The following is a 20635-nucleotide window of genomic DNA, read 5'->3' as shown; positions in this document are numbered from 1 at the left end:
GCGAGGCACGGTCCCGAAGCAGCGCGGGCATTACTTGATCGCGCCGGTGGTCTTCAGGAACTCTTCGGTCGTCGTCGCGAAATTGTTGACGAAGCCCGGATATTCCTTGTGATCGATCGGCTTGGCGACGAGCACTTCGGCGGAATAGGCCTTCTTGTATTCCGGGTCGTTGAGGACTTCGATCACCGCCTTGTCCCAGATTGCGGCAGTCGCGTCGGCCAAGCCCTTCGGGCCGGCAAGACCGCGGAACTTGACGAACGAAACGTCGAAACCGGACTCCTTGACGGTCGGCACATCCGGTTTGTCTACGATGCGCTCAGGGTTAAAGGTGGCGAGCAGCTTGATCTTGCCGGCGTCGAGCTGCGAGCGCAGTTCCTGGATCTCGCCGATGCCGATGTCGAGCGTGCCGTTCATGACGTTGAGCATCATGTCGCCGCCGCCTTCATGAGTGACGATCGCGGCATTGACGCCGGCGACGCGCTTCAGCTGTTCGGCGGCCTGGCGCTCCAGCGAGGCCGGGTTTGCCGCGCCCCACTTGCCGCGTTCCTTCTTGGCATGGTCGATAACGTCCTTCAGCGACTTGAAAGGGCCGTCGGTACGCGTGAAGATCACCTCGCTATCCAGGAAGAAATTCACGAGCGGCTGCATGTCCTTGTAGGTGGACTGCGGCTTGCTCATCAAGGAGGTGTAGATATAGGTCGGCGTCGTGGCGTAGAAGACGCTGCCGTCTGCCGGAGCGGACGCAACACGGGCCATGGCCTTTGCGCCGCTGCCGCCCTGTACGTTTTCGACGACGAATGTAGCGTTGATGTATTTGCCGAGATATTTCGTCATCTCGCGCAGGAAGACGTCGCTGCCACCGCCCGGGCTCGAATGCGTGACCAATGTCACGACCTTGACCGGATAGGCGGCCGGCTCTGCGAAAGCCGGCCCGGAGGAGAGCAGCGCCAAGGCGGCAAGGCCCGTGGCTGCTTTCCCGATCATCTTGATAATGCTCATTACTCTCTCCCTCTAGATCACCGCTTCTCCCGGAGCGGCGTTGTCCGGTTGAACTTATTCGGCTGCAATTCCCTTGGCGTTGTCATCCGCGCCGCTGATCAGCGATACGAGGCGCTTGATGTCGGCGCCCTTGTCGATGTTGCGCACCAGAGCAAGGAGCTCCTCCTGCGGGGCGCTATCGACGACACCTTCGGCACACATGCGGAATTTCGCGTCGAGGCCGGCATCGTCGATCGGGTTGGACGGGCCGCCGCGATAACGCTCATCCGCCCATTGGACGAGCGTGCGGCCGTCCTTGGTCAGGACTTCGATGCGCGAGCGGATCTTGTCGTAACCCTGGGCGTCGATCTCGAGATCGTTGATGACTTCGGTGCGCGCCTGCAGATCCTGCATCGCTTCGCCGGCAACGAAGGCATCCACGAATTCATGATGGCTGGCGCGGCGGCACAGAACGATCATGGCGAGCAGCGCCGGCATCGAGAACTTGGCCTGCAGGTGGTTCTTGGCGATCGGATAACGGATCGGCTCGATAATGTTCTTGCCGGCGTGGAAACGGATGCGCTCGACTTCCTCGCCCTTCAGGTCATGGTCGAGAACGAGCTTCAGCATCGCATCCATGGACTGGTGCGTAAGAATGCCCGACGGATAGGGTTTTACGCTGACGCTCGGCGAAACGATGGTGAGCGGCGAGCCGAAGCCTGCCTTGGCCTTTTCTTCGCTGAAGCCTTCGCCCATCACCGAGAAGAAGCCCCAGGTGCCGTCGAGCGCTGTAGGATCGGCGTCGAAACCGCGGGCCGCCAACAGGGCTGCCGTGATGCCGTTTTCGCAGGCGCGGCCGACATGCATCGGCTTGGTCATCGTGCCGAAATTGCAGCGGATGCCGGCAGCGAAGCTAGCCGCCATGCCAAGCGTATGGGCAAGCTTGTCGCCCTTCAGGCCAAGCAGTTTTGCCGCGGCCGCAGCCGCGCCGAACGTGCCAACCGTACCGCTGGTATGGTGACCGCGGCGATAGTGGCGCGGGGTCATCCATTCGGAAATCTTGCTTTCGACTTCGAAGCCGACCTGGAAGGCGAGCATGATATCCCGACCGTCGACATTGCCGAGCTGGCTGCCGATCACCAGCGCTGCGGTCAGCGGCGGTACCGACGGATGGGTCAAAAGGCCGTAGACATGCGCCGGGTCATGCGAGACCTGAGTGTCGTCCCAGTCATGTGCATGTCCCGACGTGCCCCAGACGCGGCCGGCAAGTGCGGCCGGCACCTTGGCGGAACCCGCGCCTGGCAACGGCGCATCGCCGCGACCGCCCTGCGCCAGCGCGTCTTCTACGAGGATGCGAACAGAGTGCTCCTGGCTGCCGGCGAGATAGAGGCCGACCGTATCGACCATGCAGCGGCGGCCGATAGCGAGCGCCTCTTCCGGCAGGTCGGCATAGGTCGTGCGCTCGATGAAACGTATGGCCTGCGCCGTGATGTCGGATTGATTGGTCACTCGTGTGTCTCCCTGTGATGTATTGAATTCGATACGTTCGCCATCAATCGCTCCTTCGAGGCCTCGACATGCCAGGTATGGGCGGCGAGTGCCTTGGCCGGATCGCGGGCGATCACGGCTTCGGCCATGGCGTGATGCTCCAGATGCGAGGCGTGCATGGAGTCGCTCAGCATCAGGTTGCGGGTGCGGTAAAGCCTAAGCTGCTTGACGAGGCCGAGATATTGCTGGGCCAGTGTCGGGTTGCCGGCATTCGTCACAATGAATTCGTGGAAGCGGAAATTGATCTTCACGTAGCGCTCGAAATCATCGACGGCGTTTGCCGCATCCATCTCCGCGACGAGCGCCTTGAGTTTCTCGATACCCTCATCGGTGATCCGCTCAGCCAGCAGCTTGCCGGCAAGGCCGAACAGGGCAGCGCGCACGTCATAGACATCGCAGGCCTGCTCGGCGCTCAATTCACGTACGAAAAAACCGCGGTTCGGCACCTGCTCGACAAGGCCTGAGGAGTCCATCGAGCGCAGCGCCTCGCGGATCGGGCCGCGACTGATGCCGAAGCGATCCGCCAGCTCCTTCTCGTTGATGCGATCACCCGGAGAAAACTCGCCGCTCAAAATGACGCGCTCGATCTCCTGCTCCAGGACCATGGGCAGGGATTGCGAACGCAAAATCTCGACAGCGCTTAAAGCCATAAACCTCTCCTCTTGATGAGAGGTGTAGGAAGTAGAATGTAAATTGTCAACAGTTTTATGTTGGCGTAATGACAAGCAGACGCGCCCTGCCCAGCTACGGCGCGCTGATGACTTCAGAAATTTGAAATTGCGAGTTTTTCCGTGAGGCGGCCTGTTCGCCAATCACCAATGTCCAAGGGGTCTACTGAAAAGATAACGCCTAGGAGCAGCCGCAAAATCCTGCGGCTGCATTCATTCAAGAGCCTTATGCCACCTGAATGCGCTTGCGCTCAGGTACGACCTTCCAGCGCAAGACGCACCACCGTCCCGAGATCGGCCTCGGCAAAGCCGAGTTCAGCCGCCTGTTTGAAGCTCGCCTGGGAAGCGCGGATCGCCGGCGTTTCGACACCGAGGTGGCCGGCGAAGTCGAAGACCACGCCCATGTCCTTCAACACACCGGATACCGGGAAGCCGACGGCCTCCGTTTCACCGAGTACAACCGACAGGCGGGACCGCATGGCAGGGCTTGCCGCGGGGCTGCCGGAGAGAATGTCGATCATCTTCTCGCGCGAGAGACCGGCCGCACCGCCAAGCTTGATCGCTTCCCTCATCACCTGCCATAGGCCCATCAGCATCATATTGTTGACGAGCTTGGCCGCCGCACCATCGCCGAGACGGCCGACATGGTGGATGCGGTTCGACAGCGTTTCCGCGACCGGCGAAAACCGGCGAAAATCCGCCTCAGCACCGCCGATATAAAGCCCGACCGTGCCGGAAAGCAGCATTTCCGGGCCACCGGAAATCGGCGCGTCGAGCATCGCGGCCCCCTTGTCCTTCAACGCGGCCTCATGAGCGCGCGACGTCTGCGGGCTGACCGTGCTGGTATCGACGATCAGCTTTCCGGAGATGGACGATCCAATGAGCGCTTCGAGCGTGGCATGCACGGCCGCGTCGTCGAGAAGCGCCAGAATGATGACATCGGAGGCATCGGCCAACGCGGCTATATCATCTACCGCGCTTATGCCGAGGTCGGAGGCTCTTTCCAGCGAAATGCCGCTCCGGGTCCAGCCGGTCACGTCAAAGCCTTGCCGTGCCAGCCGCTCCGCCATGGCGGCACCCATCCGGCCGAGGCCGATTACACCGATACGCTCTTTTGTCATGCGGTCTCACCCTGCGTGTTTCGTGGCAAAGGTGTTTAAAGCAGAAAAGGCGCTTTCGTCTTCTCTATTTTACGACGCGGCATGATCGGTGTGCTGCCCCGCGACCTGAGGGGCAGCGGATATCGTCTCAGCTCAGTGCCAGATCGAAAACGTGATGATGGATATGCCCGTCGAACATTGCGAGCAGGCCCTTGGTCATCTCGCGGCTTTCGTAACGCACCGGAGAATCCAGGGCCGCAGCCAATGCTTCGCGGCTCTCGTACATGGTCGAAAGCGCCATCGGATAGGGCGGCGCACCCTCGTCCCGTTCGATATTGTAGAGGACGCGAACTTCCTTGATGCCCGGAAAAGCAAGCCACATCGGCATCAGCTTGTCGGCCACGTAGGCCTTGAACGCTTCTTCCTGGCCAGCCTTGATCGTGCCCTCGAAGAAGGCCTGACGAATGATCATGATTTCAATCTCTCTCAGTTGACCGTGGTCGGCGGCTTTTCGCCTGCGAAATGCGCCGCGATGTTGGCAAGCACGAGTTCGCCCATCGCGACGCGCGTCTCGACCGTGGCGCTGCCCTGATGCGGGGCGAGAACAGTATTCGGCGCCGTAAAGAAGTCTTCGCGGATGCGCGGTTCGTTGAGATAGACGTCGATCCCGGCGCCGCCGATCGTGCCGTCGTTCAGCGCCGCCAGAAGCGCATCTTCATCGACGACGCTGCCGCGGGCGATATTGATCAGGATGCCTTTCGGGCCGAGCGCCTTCAACACATCCGCATCGACGATGTTCTGGGTTTCGGCATTCGCCGCGACGATGACGCAGAGCACGTCGCTATCTTCCGCGAGTGCCACCGGAGAGGCACAAGCCTTCCAGCTCGTATCCTTGACCGGCGAGCGGTTCCAGAAGCGGATATCCATGCCGAAGACTTCGGCGCGGCGGCCGAAGGCCTTGCCGATCTGGCCGAGACCAAGAATCCCGAGGCGCTTGCCCTTCGGGCTGTTGCCAAGCGGAAAACCTTCCTTGCCCCACTGGCCGGCACGCACGAAGGCATCGCCTTTCGCGATGTGGCGGAGAGACCCGAGCATCAGCGCGATGCCCATGTCCGCGACGTCATCGGTCAGTACGCCCGGCGTCGTGGTGACGTCGATATTACGGGCGCGCGCGAAAGGTAGATCCACCTTGTCGGTGCCGACGCCGTTGATGGCGATGACGCCGAGCAACGGAAGCTTTTCGATCCACTCGTTGGAAAGACCGGTGCCGCCGCCGGTCGCAACCGCGCGAATGTTCGGCAGCGCGGCTTCAAGCGCGGCTTTCGCTTCCGGATCATACATGCGGTGAACCGTGTAGTCCGCATCGAGGCGTTCCTCGACATACGGCATCATCTTTTCGACAAGCAGGATATCTGGCTTCATGGAGTGCATCCGTCTTTGAAAAAGGTCAGGAAATCTGGCCGAGGAAGATTTTCAGTCGTTCGTTCTTCGGGTTGCCGAAGAACTCGTCCGGCGTGCCCATTTCAAGGATTTCGCCGCGATCCATGAAAATGACGCGGTCGGCGACCTGGCGCGCGAAACCCATTTCATGGGTGACGCAGAGCATGGTCATGCCTTCCTTGGCGAGGTCGATCATCGTATCGAGCACTTCCTTGACCATTTCCGGGTCGAGCGCCGACGTGGGCTCATCGAACAGCATGATCTTCGGGTTCATGCAAAGCGCACGGGCAATTGCCACACGCTGCTGCTGGCCGCCGGAGAGCTGGGCCGGGTATTTTTCGGCCTGTTCGGGAATGCGCACCCGCTCCAGGAACTTGCGGGCGGTCTTTTCCGCCTCCGCCTTCGAAATGCCGCGCACCTTCATCGGCGCCAGCGTGCAGTTCTCGAGCCCTGTCATATGCGGAAAGAGGTTGAACTGCTGGAAGACCATGCCGGTTTCCTGCCGCACGATATCCACATTCTTGCCGCCTGCCGTCAGGTCGTGGCCGTCCACGACGATCCTGCCGCTCTTGATCGTCTCGAGCTGGTTGATACAGCGGATCAGCGTCGATTTTCCGGAGCCGGACGGGCCGCAGATGACGATCCGCTCTCCGCGCTTTACCGACAATTCGACATTCTTCAGCGCGTGGAATTCGCCGTACCATTTTTCGACAGCTTCCATGCGGACGGCGAGATCGGAGGTTCCCTGCGCGGCCGATGCGTTGGTTTGTAGATTGGTCATGCGAGGAATTCCTTATTTTTGGATCATCCGGCGTACTGTGCTCAACAACACCCCCCTCTGGCCTGCCGGCCATCTCCCCCTCAAGGGGGGAGATCGATTTGGAGCGCCGTTTCGCCGAACTCCAACGTTGAGATGGAGCGATGTCAGTGCTTCTTGCCAATCTCCCCCCTTGAGGGGGAGATGCCCGGCAGGGCAGAGGGGGGGCCTCACCACTCGCCGGGCCTGAACCTTACTTCTTGGCGTTCGCCACGAAATCCGGCAGCGGAGCGCCGAGCCACTTTTCGTGGATCTTGTTTAGTTCGCCGCTGGACTTGGCCTTGTCGATGAAGGCGTTGACAGCGGTCAGAAGCTCTGTCGAGCCCTTGCGGACGGCAATGCCCTGAACCTGCTGGCTGAGCTGCAGCTTCTGGTCGAAGCGGCCCGGAGCGGCCTTTTCGATCTGGGCGGCAACGACATTGGAAACGCCGATCAGCTGAACCTGGCCGGAAAGCAGCGCCTGAACCGCGGTCGCGTCATCGTCGAAACGCTGAATCTTGGCATCGGCCGGAGCGACCTTGGTGACGCCGGTATCCTGCGTCGAAGCGCGGGCCACGCCAACCGTCTTGCCGGAAAGGTCTTCTGGCTTGGCAACCTTGGTTTCCTTGGCGCCGAACACGCCGATCGAAATGCCGGCATAGGCCTGCGAGAAATCAACGGTCTTGGCACGCTCTTCGGTGATGCCGAGCGAGGCGACGAGCAGGTCGATCTGATTGCTCTGCAGGTACGGAATACGGTTCGGGCCGGTGACCGGAACGATCTGCACCTTCACGCCCCATTCTTTGCCCAACAGCTTGGCAACGTCGGCGTCGTAGCCATCCGGCTCGTTCGACGTGTTCATGATGCCGAAAGGCGGAAAGTCGACGAGCATGCCGACCTTCAGCGTGCCTGCGGCCTTGATGCTGTCGACGGTCTGTGCGGCAGCGGTGGAAGCGATTGCGCCCACCATCAGGCCTGCGCCGATCGCGGCCATCATCATGCGTCTTGAAATGCTCATTTTTCCTACCCTTTCGTTGTGCCGGGTTAACCTCCCTCCGGCGCGGGTCCCGTCAGCGTGTCGTCGCCCGGGAGAATTTCTTTTCCATGCGCCCGGCCAGCAAAGACAGCGGCCAGCAGAGGACGAAATAGACCGCAGCCACCGTGGAGAAAACCAGGAAGGGGCTGAAGGTCGCGTTGTTGATGATCTGCCCCTGGCGCGTCAGCTCGGTGAAGCCGATGATCGCCGCAAGCGACGTGCCCTTGATGAGCTGCACGAGGAAGCCGACCGTCGGCGCTACAGCGATCTTCGACGCCTGCGGCAGGATGATGTAGCGCATGCGGTTGAAGTAACGCAGGCCGAGCGCGGTAGCTGCTTCCCGCTGGCCGGGCGGCACGGCCTCGATGCAGCCGCGCCAGATTTCGCCGAGGAAGGCGCTTGCATGCAGCGTAAAGGCGATCGCCGCCGCAAACCACGGATTGATACCCAAGCCAAAAATATTGAGCCCGAAGAACACCAGGAAAAGCTGCATCAGGAGCGGCGTGCCCTGGAAGAGGCGGATGAACCAGGTCGCGATGCGGCGCGGCCATTTCGCATCCGAGACACGGGCGAGCGCGATGAACAAGCCGCCTAATCCGCCGCCCGCAAAGGCGATCACAGACAGCGCGATCGTCCACTGTGCGGCGAGCACGATGATCCAGAACTCGTTGGGGCCGAAGGCTCTGATAAGAGGCATGGTTCCGTCTCCCCTTACCGGCTCAGCGGATATTTGAAGGCCGCCTTCTCGATCGCCGAGAAGATCAGCGAGAAACCGACGGACATGGCGAGATAGATCAGCGTGACGACGATATAGACTTCGAAGCTCGCAAAGGTCGCCGACTGCAGGTCGTTGCCGGCGGCCGCGAGATCGTCGGCCGAGATCGCCGAGACGACGCTCGAGGTCAGCATCAGATAGATGAATTGACTGGTCAGCGACGGATAGACCGTGCGCAGCGCCGGCTTCATGACGATATAACGGAAGATTTGCAGCTTCGAGAGGCCGAGCGCGGTGCCGGCCTCCATCTGCCCCTTCTGGATCGACTCGATGCCGGCACGAATGATCTCGGTGCCATAGGCGCCGAAATTGATGACCAGCGCCAGAAGGGCCGCGCCATTTGGCGTCAGGCGCAGGCCAAGCGACGGCAGGCCGAAGAATATGAAGAAGATCTGCACCAGAAAAGGCGTGTTGCGGATGATCTCGATATAGGCGTTGATCACCCAGCGCAGCGGCGCGACATTCGAGGTTTTCGCCGCAGCGCAGACGATCGAGACGATCAGGCCGAGGATCATCGCCGCGACCGAAAGCTGGATTGTCAGCACGGCGCCGTAAAGCAGCTTGTCGAGCCCGGCGATAACCGGCTCGAAATTGAATTTGTACAACTTGGGACCTCCCCAATATGTCTGGCCCAATGAAGCCCGGACTGCGCCGCTCCTCTGCCGCGCCATCCTTTTAGATCGATCTAAAAGCTTTTAGATCACACGTCAACGGCAAACTAACAGATTCTTACAGCACTGCTTCGCCAACCGATGCACATGACTGGCGGATATGTAGCTGCGTTGCCTTGACAACCTTGCGAGGTGGCAGCAATGGATCGGAAAGGCGGTCGAGCAGAAGCTTTGCAGCATTCTCGCCGATCGAAACCGGCGCAGTCGACACCGACGTAAGCCGCGGCCGGACAACTTCGGCTTCCGCCACATCGTCGAAGCCGATCAGCGAGAAGCTCTCGCCCACTTTCAGGCCCAGATCGTGCAGGCCGGCAACAAGGCCCAGCGCGATCACATCATTGAAGCAGATGACCGCTGTCGGCTTTGCCGTCCCCTGGAAAAGAAGCGATGCCGAGCCTGGAATCTGAGCTGTCTGATCCGGCACCCGCACAATCAGGTCCGGCTCCAGACCACGGGATTGCATCGCCTCGCGAAAACCCTCGATCCGCTCATGGTAGGCCGAGTGGATCGGCCCATGAACGGCAAACGCGATAATCCGGTGCCCCAGCGAAGCGAGATGCTCGACGGCCTGGTGCATGCCGGCCGCGTAATCCACACCGGCATAATCCATATCGTCCGAAATGTGGCGCAGTGCTTGGACCAGCGGCAGGTTCCACTCCTCGATGCGGTCGGGGAAATCCGTGCCCGTGGCCGCGGCGGGGCAAAGAATGACGCCATCGACGCCATGCTCGCGCATCCTGCGCATCACCATGTCCTGCCGTTCGACAAGATCGCCGCTATTGGCAAGGATCACCACCATGCCGGCCGCGTCGATGACAGATTCGATACCGGAGAGCAGTTCTGCAAAAAACGGGTTAGTCAGATTGGGCACCACGACGCCGACCGTATGGCTGCGTTCCGCCCGAAGTCGTGCCGCACCCAAATTATAGACATAGCCCAGCTCGCGCATCGCCGCCTCGACGCGGGCGCGGGTTTCCGCCCCCACCAGCGGACTCTTGCGGATAACGAGCGAAGCGGTCGCGCGCGAAACATCGGCGTGCTGCGCCACGTCGAGAAGCGTTACTCGGCTCTTTTTACGGTCACCGGATGGGCGGTCTTCGGAGGGCATGCAATTCACTTGGGAAGGAGTCAGAGGCTCAGATCAAGCGCTATACATTGCCTCCGCTTCGCTCCGGGTCAATCCATCTCCCTGGTGGGTGTGGCTCCGCGCTTGCGGAGGAGCTGTTGCATGGCTATCGCGCAGGCCAAGGTCCCGAGCGCGAGCACCAGCGAAAGCACTATCGCCGCCTTCTGGCCTTGGCTTTCGATAATGGCCGCATAGACCACAGGCGCGAAGGCCGAGGCGATGAAACCCGGCATCAACATCCAGCCTGACAGCCGGCCATAGCTACGTGGATCGAAAAGTTCGAGCGGCTGGATGCCGCGTACGATCGTCAGAAGGCCGATACCAATTCCATAGACGAATGCAAAGATAATGGCGGCGACCACTCCTTCCGCCAGTGCAAAGCCGATCGAACACACAAGTGCCGCAGCCGCAACGACGCCCAGCACAAACGAATCGACACGACTGCCAGCCGCTATCTCTGCCAGGCGAGCAAGCGACTGGCCGACACCTCGAAGCGATGACACGCCGACGGCGACCCCGGCAGCAAACCCGAAGCCGCCGATGATGGCGACCATATGCGCCGAGAGGCCAGAATTCAGAAAGGCGGACACGGTGTTCATCAGAGCAAACAGCAGCGCCGCTGTCTTGAGCTTGGGGCGGGACGTCTCGGAAACGGTAGGCTCCACACCCGCTTCTGGAAACCGTTCCGCGGTGGCAGGGATAAACCAATGGAGCGTCATCGACACGACTGCGAGTGCGGCATAGACGAACAGTCCATTTCGCCAGCCGATTTCAGAAACCAGCAGATCGCCGACGGGCCAGAAAGCCGAAGATGCGAGCCCGCCGAGCAAGGTGATCCGCGAAATCGGTTTGCGTGCGGCGCGACCGACAAGATGTGCAAGCGTGGCGAACGCCGCTTCGTAAAGCGTCATGCGAAGCGCGAGCCCCACGAGCAGCCAGCTGGCACCGTAAGCCGCAAGGGAATGAGACAGAGCCAGGCTACAGAAGCCGACCGCCAACAGTGCCGAACCCACGGTCATCACAGGCCTGCCGCCATATTGGTCGATCATCCGTCCGACCGGCCCGGAGGATAGGCCCATGACAATCAATGCTCCGGAAAAACCGCCATAAACGACCGGCAGAGTCCAACCGGTTTCCGCCGCAATCGCGGGACCGAAGACGCCGATCATATAATAACCGATGCCCCAGCACAGGAATTGCGACAGGCTGAGCAGGACAACAGTGCCGGCGCCGATCATCGTCTTAGCGCGGCAGGCCGTCGCCCGGTCCGAGCGGACGTTGCATCAGCACGGTATCCAGCCAGCGACCATGTTTCCAGCCGACGGATTTCAGAACGCCGGTGAGTTCGAAACCGACGCTTTCATGCAAGCGCCGCGAAGCCGTATTGCCGGAATCGCCAATTACCGCGACCATCTGCCGGAAGCCGCGCGTTTCGCTTGCCTCAATCAAGGCCAGCAGAAGCGTGCGACCGATGCCGTAGCCCTTCGCCTCAGGATGGACATAAACGGAATTTTCGACCGTGCCACGGTAGGCCGGCCGAGCGCGATAGGCCCCGGCATAGGCATAGCCGACAACCTTCTCACCGGCCTTCGCGACAAGATAAGGATATCCCGCGTCGACCAATGCCGCGCGCCGCGCCAGCATGTCGTCAATCATCGGCGGCTCGAGCTCGAAACTCGCCGTCCCGTAGGTTACGGCATCGGCGTAGATTGCCGTGATTTCGGGGATGTCTGCGGGCTCGCAGGCATGAAGCGTGATCTGCACGGGGTGAAGAGGGGTATTCATCTGACGTTCCTGAAAGGCATGTGAACGATCTTTGCCCTTTATCGGATCAAAAATAAAGCTTATGCATCTCATGCAAAGCATAAGAATAACTTTGGAAAATATGAACCTCGAACAGCTCCGATCTTTCGCATCCGTCGCCGAACTTGGCAGTTTTTCCGCTGCGGCGGAACGAGCGGGCCTGACGCAACCGGCCATCAGCCTGCAGATCCGGCAGCTTGAGCGACACTTCGGCGTGCGGCTGATCGAGCGCGTAGGTCGCAGAGCACAGCCGACGCTCGCCGGCGAAGAATTACTCGTCCATGCCGGCCTGATCGAAAAGCAGGTTTCCGAGACCATGGAGGCAATGGCGCCACACCGTAGCGGACTTGCCGGGCGTATTCGTATCGGCTCCGGCGCGACGGCATGTATCTACATTCTTCCCCGCGTCATCACGCGCCTGAAGGAGCGGATGCCCGGGCTGGAGGTCACCGTCCGGACAGGGAACACGCCCGAGATCCTGCGCGATCTGGAAAACAACCGGCTCGATCTCGCAATCGTCACCCTGCCCGCCCCCGGTCGTGCCTTCGAGGTGGAAAAGATCGCCGAGGACGAACTCGTCGCCGTCGCCTCCATTCGAGAGAAAAGCGCGCCGCAGGTGCTCGATGCGGAATCCCTCTGCAACCGGACCCTGCTTCTCTACGAAGGCGGCCACACCCGCAAGGCGATCGACGAATGGTTCAGGGCGGCTGGCCAGACGGCGCGCCCGGCAATGCAATTTGGCAGCGTCGAGGCAATCAAGGAACTGGTCGCCTCGGAACTCGGCTGGGCGATCCTGCCGCGGCTCTCTGTTCGCCAAGCGCAGGACGCCGCCCGTTTCACCATACGGTCGTTATCGCCCAGGCTGGACCGCTCACTCGGCCTGGTCGTGCGGCGCGACAAACACCTGAGCAGACCTTTACGAGAAGCCATGCAGGCATTTCGGGCCTGATTTTCAGCGGAAAGCTCGCTACCGCTCCAGAGCTACGGTCTTGATTACCGCGAAGACCGCTTTCTCCAGCTTGAGATCAAGCCGCTCGACAGACAATGCGGTAATGCGGGCAAGAAGATCGTCCTCGCCGCTGCGGATTCGGACACGCATCATGCCTTCTCCGTCAGGCTCGATCGAAACAATGCGACCTTCGAGGATATTAAGCGCGCTCAGCCCTTCAGGCCGCAAGGTTGCGACCATGACGTCCCGCTCGGGAATATGAACTCGCACACTGCGGCCGGTTTCCACATGCGCATTGGGCACGACGATTTCCGATGCTGAAAGACGGATAGTCGCGAGCCGGTGCGCATCGTCGATCGCCTCGACCCTACCGGTCAGGACAGCACCGGCATCGCGCCTGTCGCTGGAAAGAAACGCTTGTCCACCCAGGATTTCGGACGGCGTACCGATTGCCTCAACCCGTCCGCCCTTCATCATCACGACCTTATCGGCCAGCCGTGCAACTTCGCTGACGGAATGGCTGACATAGACGATCGGCGTGGCCATCTCGTCACGCAGGCGTTCGAGATAGGGCAGGATTTCCGCTTTTCGCTGATCGTCCAGTGCGGCAAGCGGTTCGTCCATCAATAGAAGCCTCGGCGCGGCAAGCAGTGCCCGACCGATCGCGACACGCTGCTTCTCGCCGCCGGAAAGCTTGCCCGGCCGCCGCTCCAGCAAAAGCTCGATCCCGAGCAGTTCGACGATCCGGTCGAAATCATCGCCCTGCCTGCTCATGCCGGCAAACCAGCGGCCGTAATTGAGGTTCTGGCGAACGGTAAGATGCGGGAAAAGCCGACCTTCCTGGAAAACATAACCGAACCGCCGGCGATGCTTCGGCACGAAGATACGGTTTTCCGTATCAAGCAAAACGTCGCCATCGACCATCAGCCGCCCCTGATCTGGCTTGGACAGGCCGGCGATCACCCGCACCAGCGAAGTCTTGCCGGAGCCGGAGCGGCCGAACAACGCCGTCACTCCGCCTTCCGATGTAAAACCGGCATCGAGGTTGAACTCTCCAAGCGTCTGTCGGGCTTCAACGATCAGGGTCATTCGACATTGACCCTCTTGCCGACGATATGGGCCATGAATTCCGAAGCAAGCAGCGCTGCAAACGAGATGATGATCGCCACAAGCGTCAATCGCATGGCTCCGGCATCTCCGCCCGGCACCTGGGTAAAGGTATAGATCGCAGCAGACAGTGTCTGGGTCTCGCCGGGAATGTTCGAAACGAAGGTTATCGTTGCGCCGAACTCACCCATCGCCTTGGCGAAGGAGAGGATCATGCCGGCAATGATGCCGGGCAGGATCAACGGCAGCGTCACCGTCATAAAAACCCAGGTCGGGCTTGCACCAAGCGTACCGGCCGCCTCCTCCAGCTTACGGTCAACCGCCTCGATCGAAAGCCTGATCGAGCGAACGAGCAACGGGAACCCCATGATACCGCAGGCGAGCGCCGCTCCCGTCCAGCGGAAGGAAAACACGATGCCGAAATATTGGTCCAGAAATGCGCCGATAACACCGCGCCGCCCGAAAAGCACAAGCAGGATAAATCCCGTAACGACCGGCGGCAGGATGAGCGGCAGGTGGACGATCCCGTTCAGGATCGATTTACCCCAGAACCCACCTCGCGCCAGCAGATAAGCAACCCAGATGCCGAACGGCAGGCTGACGACCATGGCAATGCCGGACACCCAGAGGCTGAGCCTGATCGCAGTCCATTCCTCGTCACTCAGATGAAGCCAGTCCAAACGCGGTCCCCAAAAAACATGGCTCCCGTTTCAGGCGGGAGCCATGACCTTAAATCCTGTTACTTCAGGACCGTAAAGCCTTCCTTCTCGAAGAAGGGTGCAGCCTTGGCGGACTTCAGGAATTCCAGATAGGCGGGCGCATCCTTCGACTTGGATTCGGTCAGAATGGCGATCGGATAAATGATCGGAGGATGACTGTCTTCCGGGAACTTGCCGACCATGGCGACGCCCGGATCTGCGGTCACGTCCGTCTGATAGACGATGCCATAGGGGGCTTCACCACGCGATACGAAGGCAAGTGCGGAGCGCACGCTGTCGGCCAGGGCAACACTCTTCTCGACGGACGACCAGACGCCCAGCTTTTCGAGAGCAGCCTGACCATATTTGCCCGCCGGAACAGCTTTCGGCTCGCCCATGGCAAGCTTGCCGCCCTTCAGGAGGCTGGCAAGATCGAAACCAGGCTTGATCTCGACCGGCTTGGCGGCATCCTTCGGGGCAACCAGCACCAGGCGATTGCCGAGCCAGTTGGACTTGGTATCTTCCTTCACCAGCTTCTTTTCGGAAACATATTTCATCCAGTCGAGGTCGGCCGAGATGAAAATGTCGGCCGGAGCGCCGCTTTCGATCTGCTTGGCAAGCGCGCCGCTCGCGGCATAGGAGACCGTAACCTCTTTACCCCAGGCCTTGTTGGCATTGTCGAGGGCATTCTTCATGCTGGCGGCAGCGAAGACGGTGACCTTTTCCTGCGCAACGGCCGGAGCCGCAAGCGAGGTCAGCGACAGAAAGCCGGCGGCCGTTGCAACGGCAACGCCAAACAAGGAACGGCGGTTGATGATCATGATTTTCCTCCAAATCCTTAAGCGGGATATTTCCCTGAATATCTCGGAGAGCAGGCTTTAGCTAGCGTTGTATTCGACAAAATATCTTGAGTTGCAGTTCCGGAAACTGCGAGCTCACGGCCGCCGCCGATCGCCTCGATAGCGCCCGGCGGCGACCATCTAGCCTATGTCGATCCAGATTAACGGCCAAACCGATACGGGCCTGCGCCAAAGGTCATGATGATCGCCATACCGCCGACGAGACCGACATTCTTCAGGAAATTCAGCGTCTGAGGCACGACCATCGCGGCCGGCGACGCCCAGAAGTTATGAAACATCAGCGTTGCCGCGATGAGCGAGATGTTGCATATCGATGTTCCCGCTGCATAGACGATATTTACCGCCGTACTCGCGGATCAGGGCGTTTCGCAGGGCTTCACCACGGCGCGCATGTATCGCGGTTCGATACCGGCGGTGAATATACACGGTATTTTCGGGGGCACGACTTTTGAGCTTGGCCGAGAGTGCTTCTGACCCACGAAATCCGCGCATAGTCGTCCATGTTGCGCCGCTTCGCCGGCAGCTGGAGGGCGCGACGAGGCAAGCACTCCATCCGCTGCATCTCGCATAAGGCTGTTGTGAGGGATTCCGATTGGCTATAGCTGACGCAATAGACGCTCGAATGTGCAGATATCCGGATGTTGGTCTTTCTCGATTTTGAGGCTTCCTCCCTCACCAAACATAGCTACCCGATCGAGATCGGCTGGGTGTTTGAGGACGGCAGTCGCTATTCAAGCCTCATTCGGCCAGCTCCCGGCTGGAGCGACTGGTCGGTGAAAGCGGAGGCGATCCACGGCATTTCACGCCGGCAACTGGAGCGGGAGGGACTTGCCGTCGAACAGGTTGCAGCAACTGCCATGGACGTGCTTTCAGGGCATGAACTCTGCGCAAGCGCCCCCTCGTGGGATGGCAAATGGCTGAGTATATTGCTTCGGACGGGCGGCTTCCCGCGCCATGCGCTTCGGCTCAAAAAGTCCGACGACGTGTTTCTCGCTGCCGCGCGACAGATTGTCGGCGACAGGCTGTCAGGGGAAAGGCTCGCAGAGCTTGTAGCGGGCGCAATAGCGCAAACCGAACCGGTGTTTCCAGCTCACCGGGCCTTGCCGGATGCGGAGCTGGAGCTTGTCCGCCTCAAGCTGGTGCGTGACCTCTCAGCACAACACGCCTCCCGATAACCCTAGGGCACGCTTGATCTTTTCAACGCGATTTCGACGCCGGCCTCCGGCAATGTGCACGACAGTTCGCGTTACGCAGAGAAATGTACGGGAAATCCCTCAGGTAATTTTATCAATTCACGGTTGTTATATGTAAATTCTAATTAAACACTCTTAGCTGCTCGTTATCGACTCCGGAATAGGTTCGGCGCAGTACGCATCGTGTGTGCAGACGTCCTGCCTCGCTTTTGTTCCAAGGAGCATTGATGACCCGCCTCCTCGTTGGTTTTTCCGCACTCTTCACGGTTTTCGCAACGACGGCACTTGCCCAGACGGCGACGTCCCAGTTCAACGTGCAGATGACCATCACCGCCGATTGCCAGATTTCCTCGGCAAGCAACTTGAGCTTTGGCTCGACCGGCGTCATCGGCTCCAATCGTGATGCAACCAGCTCGATCGTCGTCCAGTGCACCAACGGCACGGCTTACAATATCGGGCTGAACGAAGGCCTCGGCAGCGGCGCGACCACTTCGGCGCGCAAGATGACCGGCTCCGGCGCCGCAACAATCGGCTATTCCCTCTACACGGACACGTCCCGTTCCAGCATCTGGGGCAATACGGTCGGCAGCAATACGGTGAGCTCCAACTGCACCGGCTCGGCCCAGACCTACACTGTATATGGCCGTGTATCGGCACAGACGACGCCCGCGCCCGGCTCCTATGCCGACACGGTCACCGTTACGCTTACCTATTGATCGGAACAGCCCCTTGCGCCTGCAACCATTCGCCATCGCCTTTATGGCCGCCCTTGGGTTATCGCCACCGGCGCTTTCCGCCTCGTTGCGCGTCGCCCCCGTCATAATCGACTTGTCTGCGCCCACAGCAACGTCGAACATCCGCGTCTGGAACGATGCTCCGAAAGCGATCAACGTGCAGGTTCGCACTTCCGGTGGTCGCAGAAGGACGGGCAGGACGTGTTCACTCCGGCGGAGGACGTCGTCGCCAGTCCGCCCATTATCCAGCTGAAGCCGGGCGGTGAGAATATGGTGCGCATCGTGCGGACCTCGAAAGCACCGGTCAAGGGAGAGGAAAGCTACCGCCTGATCGTCGACGAACTGCAGCCGGTTGGGAAGCAGGCCGCGACCGTCGTTATGGTCGTGCGCCATTCCATCCCAGTCGTCTTCGCCGATGGCGGGGCCACCAATCCGGCAATTTCGTGGAGCATCCGGCCCGTCTCGGGCGGCTACAAAGTCAGTGCGGAAAACCGTGGAGATCGACGCTTCAAGCTTGCAAACCTCTCGTTGACCAGTGGCGGCAGTGCCGTTGCCAAGCGCGATGGCCTGGTCGGTTATGTGCTTGGTCGTTCCACAGCAACCTGGTTCGTACCGGCAAACGGGAAAAGCGCCGGCGCGCTGGCGATCCGTGGTGAAAACGAGGCGGGTGGCTTCGATGCCAAGGCCAAGCTTCAAGGCGGCTGATTGGCGTCTGGCAGTCGTACTGCTCGCGGCGATCAGCTGGAGCGGCGACGCGTGCGCCCAGCAAATACCGCAGATCGCTTCCATGAATGTCGATGCGCCCGGGTCGGCCTTCGATCTTCAGCTCGAAGTCTCTGTCAACGGCCGGCCGACCGGCTTGATCGCGGCCTTTCGGCATGAGGGCGGCAGGCTTACGATCGAGGCTGTGCAACTCGAGAACTGCGGGCTGAAGGCCGCCGACGAGGCGCGCCTTCCCGGCAATCGCGTCGATATCGGCAAGCTACCAGGCGTTTCCTTTCTATATGAGGAAAAGCTGCAGGCGATCACCTTTACAGCCACGACGAATGCCCTTGCCGTTCACAATATCGATAGCAGATCCTCTGCTGCTGACGGCGAGCGTCTGAAACCGCAAAGCAGCGCCGGCGCACTGGTCAACTACACGCTGTATGGCGCAAGTGGCGGCGAAGGCCTCAAGGACCTCTGGGAATTTCAGGGACTTTCCGGCGCCTTCGACATGCGCGTATTCGGACCGCTTGGCCTGTTTTCATCGTCGCAAGTCGTCACGCTCTCCCAAACGATCTTTACTCCACCGCCCGGCTGGATACGACCTGGAGTTATTCCGACCCGGACCGTATGCCGACCTATCAGGTCGGTGACCTGATTACCGGCGGGCTGGCCTGGACACGTCCCGTTCGTCTCGGCGGAGTACAAATCCGTCGTAACTTCGGTCTGCGCTCAGACCTCGTCACCATGCCGCTTCCGGAAGTATCAGGTACCGCGGCCGTTCCTTCCACGGTCGATCTTTATGTCAACAGTACCCGCCGTTCGTCTCACGAGGTGCCGGCCGGACCATTCTCGATTTCGGATATTCCGGCCGTTAGCGGTGATGCGACGGCACGCCTTGTCGTGCGTGATGCGCTGGGCCGCGAGACGGTTACGGAAACGCCGCTGTTTGCATCGGCAGATCTCCTGGCTCCCGGTCTAATCGACTATTCTGCGGAAATCGGTTTCGCGCGCCGTAACTACGGTCTGGAATCCTTCAATTACGACGAGCGACCTTTCGGCATGGCGAGTGCACGTTACGGTCTCACAGACCGGTTGACGCTGGAAGCGCATGCGGAAGCCGGGTTGGATTTTCTGAACGGCGGCGCTGGTGCCGCCTTCGCGCTCGGCACGCTTGGCATCGGCACGGCGGCGGTTGCCGGAAGCCGGTATGGTGACGAAAGCGGTTTTCTTGTGTGAGCGATGTCGAAGGGTCCCGATCAAGCCGGGCCGCCACCGTCGCCTATCGTAGCGGTAGCGGCCGCGTCGAGGGACGCGTGGAGCAATCGGACAAGAACGTCTCCGTCCGTGGGCAGGTCGATGGCGCGCTGATTCTCGCCGGCGGTGACGTCTTCATCTCGGACAGGATCGAAGATTCTTTCGGGATCGTCGATGCAGGCACACCTGATGTGGCCGTCGAATTCGAAAACCGGCCGGCCGGAAAGACCAACCGTCATGGCAGGCTACTCGTGCCGAACCTTCGCTCCTACGAGGAGAACAGCCTGTCGATCGACCCCGCCGGCCTGCCGATCGATGCCGTTCTGGACAGCGCGCGTGAGACCGTCATGCCGCACAAGGGCAGCGGTGTCGTCGTCCGTTTCGCCGTAAAACCGCAAACGGGTGCAGCACTCGTTACGCTGAAGACGTCCACGGCGAGGTCGTGGAAAGCGGCTCGCTCATTTCCGTCGAAGGCTCGGATGCGAGCTACGTCGTCGGTTACGATGGCCAGGCCTATCTGACAGGCCTGACCGGCAAGACCACCCTTATTGTCCAACACCCACCGCAGGCACTTGCGAGGCCCAGATCGACCTCGACAAGACGACCGCGGCCATGGATGCCTTGTGCAGGAGAATTGAATGAAATTCCTATTGCTCCTGATCGGCCTGTTCCTTGCATCCGCAGGCGGCGCCGCAGCACAAAGCTGCAATTTCAGTGTTTCGACGCTCAATTTCGGCACGGTAAACCTTCTTTCCGGCTCCTCTGTCGATGGTACGGCGACGATCGACATTTCCTGCACCAACATCTTGAGTATCAGTCTCGCAGCACGTCTCTGCCTCATATGTGGAACGGCCCGGTTGGCAAGGTTTTTCAGCGCAAATCACCTCCGGACGGTGCAGTCATATGTCCGGCCTGTGAGCGCGGTCATTGACCGCTGGCCACGATGAGATCCGCGATGTCGATCGCCTAATCAATCTTGCGCGCTTAAAGGCGCAGTGAGTCAGACGGTCTGATCGACATCGAGGTATCGCCCCTCGGGTTCATCACGCTCTCGTACCTTGCCACTTTATCCCGACGCAGGAACGCCGGGAATTCTGTTCCTACGCCTCTGCCATTGCTGGCGCTTGGTATGTGCCGCCCTTGACCAAAATCGCCCATATCGTGCGGGCCATCTTGTTAGCCAGCGCCACG

At 60.4% G+C, this 20635-nt stretch carries 25 protein-coding genes; 8 read left to right on the top strand and 17 right to left on the bottom strand.

Annotated features, from left to right (window positions below; translation table 11 throughout):
* Positions 1 to 30: 30 nt before the first annotated feature.
* The 13 genes from KX729_RS26350 to KX729_RS26290 form a co-directional block, all read right to left on the bottom strand.
* Positions 31 to 999: a tripartite tricarboxylate transporter substrate binding protein gene (locus KX729_RS26350; RefSeq protein ID WP_219745466.1), complete on the bottom strand. Its 969-nt coding sequence runs from the start codon at positions 997 to 999 to the stop codon at positions 31 to 33.
* Between the two features lie 54 nt (positions 1000 to 1053).
* Positions 1054 to 2487 carry an MmgE/PrpD family protein gene (locus KX729_RS26345; RefSeq protein ID WP_219745465.1) on the bottom strand — a complete coding sequence of 478 codons (1434 nt, stop codon included), beginning with the start codon at positions 2485 to 2487 and terminating at the stop codon, positions 1054 to 1056.
* The gene (locus KX729_RS26340) at positions 2484 to 3176 is read right to left on the bottom strand and encodes an FCD domain-containing protein (protein WP_219745464.1); all 693 of its coding nucleotides are present in this window, start codon (positions 3174 to 3176) and stop codon (positions 2484 to 2486) included. Before KX729_RS26340 ends, KX729_RS26345 begins: the two co-directional genes overlap by 4 nt.
* A 269-nt stretch (positions 3177 to 3445) precedes the next feature.
* A complete protein-coding gene (locus KX729_RS26335; RefSeq protein WP_219745463.1) occupies positions 3446 to 4315 on the bottom strand; it encodes an NAD(P)-dependent oxidoreductase in 870 nt (289 codons plus the stop codon).
* A gap of 127 nt (positions 4316 to 4442) precedes the next feature.
* On the bottom strand, positions 4443 to 4766 hold the full coding sequence (locus tag KX729_RS26330) for an EthD domain-containing protein (RefSeq protein ID WP_219745462.1): 324 nt from the start codon (positions 4764 to 4766) through the stop codon (positions 4443 to 4445).
* 14 nt (positions 4767 to 4780) lie between these two features.
* On the bottom strand, positions 4781 to 5716 hold the full coding sequence (locus KX729_RS26325) for a 2-hydroxyacid dehydrogenase (RefSeq protein WP_219745461.1): 936 nt from the start codon (positions 5714 to 5716) through the stop codon (positions 4781 to 4783).
* Positions 5717 to 5741: 25 nt separating this feature from the next.
* The gene (locus KX729_RS26320; protein WP_281423269.1) at positions 5742 to 6515 is read right to left on the bottom strand and encodes an amino acid ABC transporter ATP-binding protein; all 774 of its coding nucleotides are present in this window, start codon (positions 6513 to 6515) and stop codon (positions 5742 to 5744) included.
* A 229-nt stretch (positions 6516 to 6744) separates the two neighbouring features.
* The gene (locus KX729_RS26315) at positions 6745 to 7548 is read right to left on the bottom strand and encodes a transporter substrate-binding domain-containing protein (protein ID WP_219745460.1); all 804 of its coding nucleotides are present in this window, start codon (positions 7546 to 7548) and stop codon (positions 6745 to 6747) included.
* Positions 7549 to 7600: 52 nt separating this feature from the next.
* A complete protein-coding gene (locus KX729_RS26310) occupies positions 7601 to 8263 on the bottom strand; it encodes an amino acid ABC transporter permease (protein ID WP_219745459.1) in 663 nt (220 codons plus the stop codon).
* A gap of 14 nt (positions 8264 to 8277) precedes the next feature.
* Entirely contained in the window at positions 8278 to 8946 is a 669-nt protein-coding gene (locus tag KX729_RS26305; protein ID WP_219745458.1) for an amino acid ABC transporter permease, read from the bottom strand.
* Between the two features lie 124 nt (positions 8947 to 9070).
* Positions 9071 to 10120 (bottom strand): LacI family DNA-binding transcriptional regulator, encoded by a 1050-nt coding sequence (locus KX729_RS26300; protein ID WP_219745457.1) that lies wholly within the window; start codon positions 10118 to 10120, stop codon positions 9071 to 9073.
* 68 nt (positions 10121 to 10188) lie between these two features.
* Positions 10189 to 11376, bottom strand: a complete 1188-nt coding sequence (locus tag KX729_RS26295; protein WP_219745456.1) for an MFS transporter — start codon at positions 11374 to 11376, stop codon at positions 10189 to 10191.
* A gap of 4 nt (positions 11377 to 11380) precedes the next feature.
* A complete protein-coding gene (locus tag KX729_RS26290) occupies positions 11381 to 11923 on the bottom strand; it encodes a GNAT family N-acetyltransferase (RefSeq protein ID WP_219745455.1) in 543 nt (180 codons plus the stop codon).
* A gap of 100 nt (positions 11924 to 12023) precedes the next feature.
* Between KX729_RS26290 and KX729_RS26285 the strand changes: the two genes are divergently transcribed.
* Complete coding sequence (locus tag KX729_RS26285; RefSeq protein ID WP_219745454.1) at positions 12024 to 12890, top strand: LysR family transcriptional regulator; 867 nt, start codon at positions 12024 to 12026, stop codon at positions 12888 to 12890.
* 18 nt (positions 12891 to 12908) lie between these two features.
* Here KX729_RS26285 and modC read toward each other — a convergent pair whose 3' ends face one another.
* From modC to KX729_RS26265, 4 genes are all read right to left on the bottom strand, one after another.
* The gene (modC, locus tag KX729_RS26280; RefSeq protein WP_219745453.1) at positions 12909 to 13979 is read right to left on the bottom strand and encodes a molybdenum ABC transporter ATP-binding protein; all 1071 of its coding nucleotides are present in this window, start codon (positions 13977 to 13979) and stop codon (positions 12909 to 12911) included.
* On the bottom strand, positions 13976 to 14677 hold the full coding sequence (gene modB, locus KX729_RS26275) for a molybdate ABC transporter permease subunit (protein ID WP_219745452.1): 702 nt from the start codon (positions 14675 to 14677) through the stop codon (positions 13976 to 13978). The genes modC and modB overlap by 4 nt, the downstream gene beginning before the upstream one ends.
* A 59-nt stretch (positions 14678 to 14736) precedes the next feature.
* Positions 14737 to 15516 (bottom strand): molybdate ABC transporter substrate-binding protein, encoded by a 780-nt coding sequence (gene modA / locus KX729_RS26270; RefSeq protein ID WP_219745451.1) that lies wholly within the window; start codon positions 15514 to 15516, stop codon positions 14737 to 14739.
* Between the two features lie 179 nt (positions 15517 to 15695).
* Positions 15696 to 15833, bottom strand: a complete 138-nt coding sequence (locus KX729_RS26265) for a hypothetical protein (protein ID WP_219745450.1) — start codon at positions 15831 to 15833, stop codon at positions 15696 to 15698.
* Positions 15834 to 16193: 360 nt separating this feature from the next.
* Here KX729_RS26265 and KX729_RS26260 point away from each other — a divergent pair, with 360 nt between their 5' ends.
* From KX729_RS26260 to KX729_RS26230, 7 genes are all read left to right on the top strand, one after another.
* Positions 16194 to 16730: a 3'-5' exonuclease gene (locus KX729_RS26260; RefSeq protein ID WP_219745449.1), complete on the top strand. Its 537-nt coding sequence runs from the start codon at positions 16194 to 16196 to the stop codon at positions 16728 to 16730.
* A 245-nt stretch (positions 16731 to 16975) separates the two neighbouring features.
* The gene (locus KX729_RS26255; RefSeq protein WP_219745448.1) at positions 16976 to 17464 is read left to right on the top strand and encodes a Csu type fimbrial protein; all 489 of its coding nucleotides are present in this window, start codon (positions 16976 to 16978) and stop codon (positions 17462 to 17464) included.
* A 219-nt stretch (positions 17465 to 17683) separates the two neighbouring features.
* Complete coding sequence (locus KX729_RS26250) at positions 17684 to 18187, top strand: fimbrial biogenesis chaperone (RefSeq protein WP_312992063.1); 504 nt, start codon at positions 17684 to 17686, stop codon at positions 18185 to 18187.
* Entirely contained in the window at positions 18159 to 18845 is a 687-nt protein-coding gene (locus KX729_RS26245; protein ID WP_219745447.1) for a hypothetical protein, read from the top strand. The genes KX729_RS26250 and KX729_RS26245 overlap by 29 nt, the downstream gene beginning before the upstream one ends.
* The gene (locus tag KX729_RS26240; RefSeq protein ID WP_219745446.1) at positions 18818 to 19426 is read left to right on the top strand and encodes a fimbria/pilus outer membrane usher protein; all 609 of its coding nucleotides are present in this window, start codon (positions 18818 to 18820) and stop codon (positions 19424 to 19426) included. Before KX729_RS26245 ends, KX729_RS26240 begins: the two co-directional genes overlap by 28 nt.
* On the top strand, positions 19423 to 19965 hold the full coding sequence (locus KX729_RS26235) for a fimbria/pilus outer membrane usher protein (protein ID WP_219745445.1): 543 nt from the start codon (positions 19423 to 19425) through the stop codon (positions 19963 to 19965). The genes KX729_RS26240 and KX729_RS26235 overlap by 4 nt, the downstream gene beginning before the upstream one ends.
* Positions 19966 to 20082: 117 nt before the next feature.
* On the top strand, positions 20083 to 20391 hold the full coding sequence (locus KX729_RS26230; RefSeq protein ID WP_219745444.1) for a spore coat protein U domain-containing protein: 309 nt from the start codon (positions 20083 to 20085) through the stop codon (positions 20389 to 20391).
* Positions 20392 to 20635 lie beyond the last annotated feature (244 nt).

This window comes from Neorhizobium populisoli, from assembly GCF_019430945.1.
Taxonomy (GTDB): Bacteria; Pseudomonadota; Alphaproteobacteria; order Rhizobiales; family Rhizobiaceae; genus Neorhizobium; species Neorhizobium populisoli.
The sequence above is the reverse complement of the archived record's forward strand: the minus strand, read 5'-3'. Positions and strand labels throughout refer to the sequence as shown.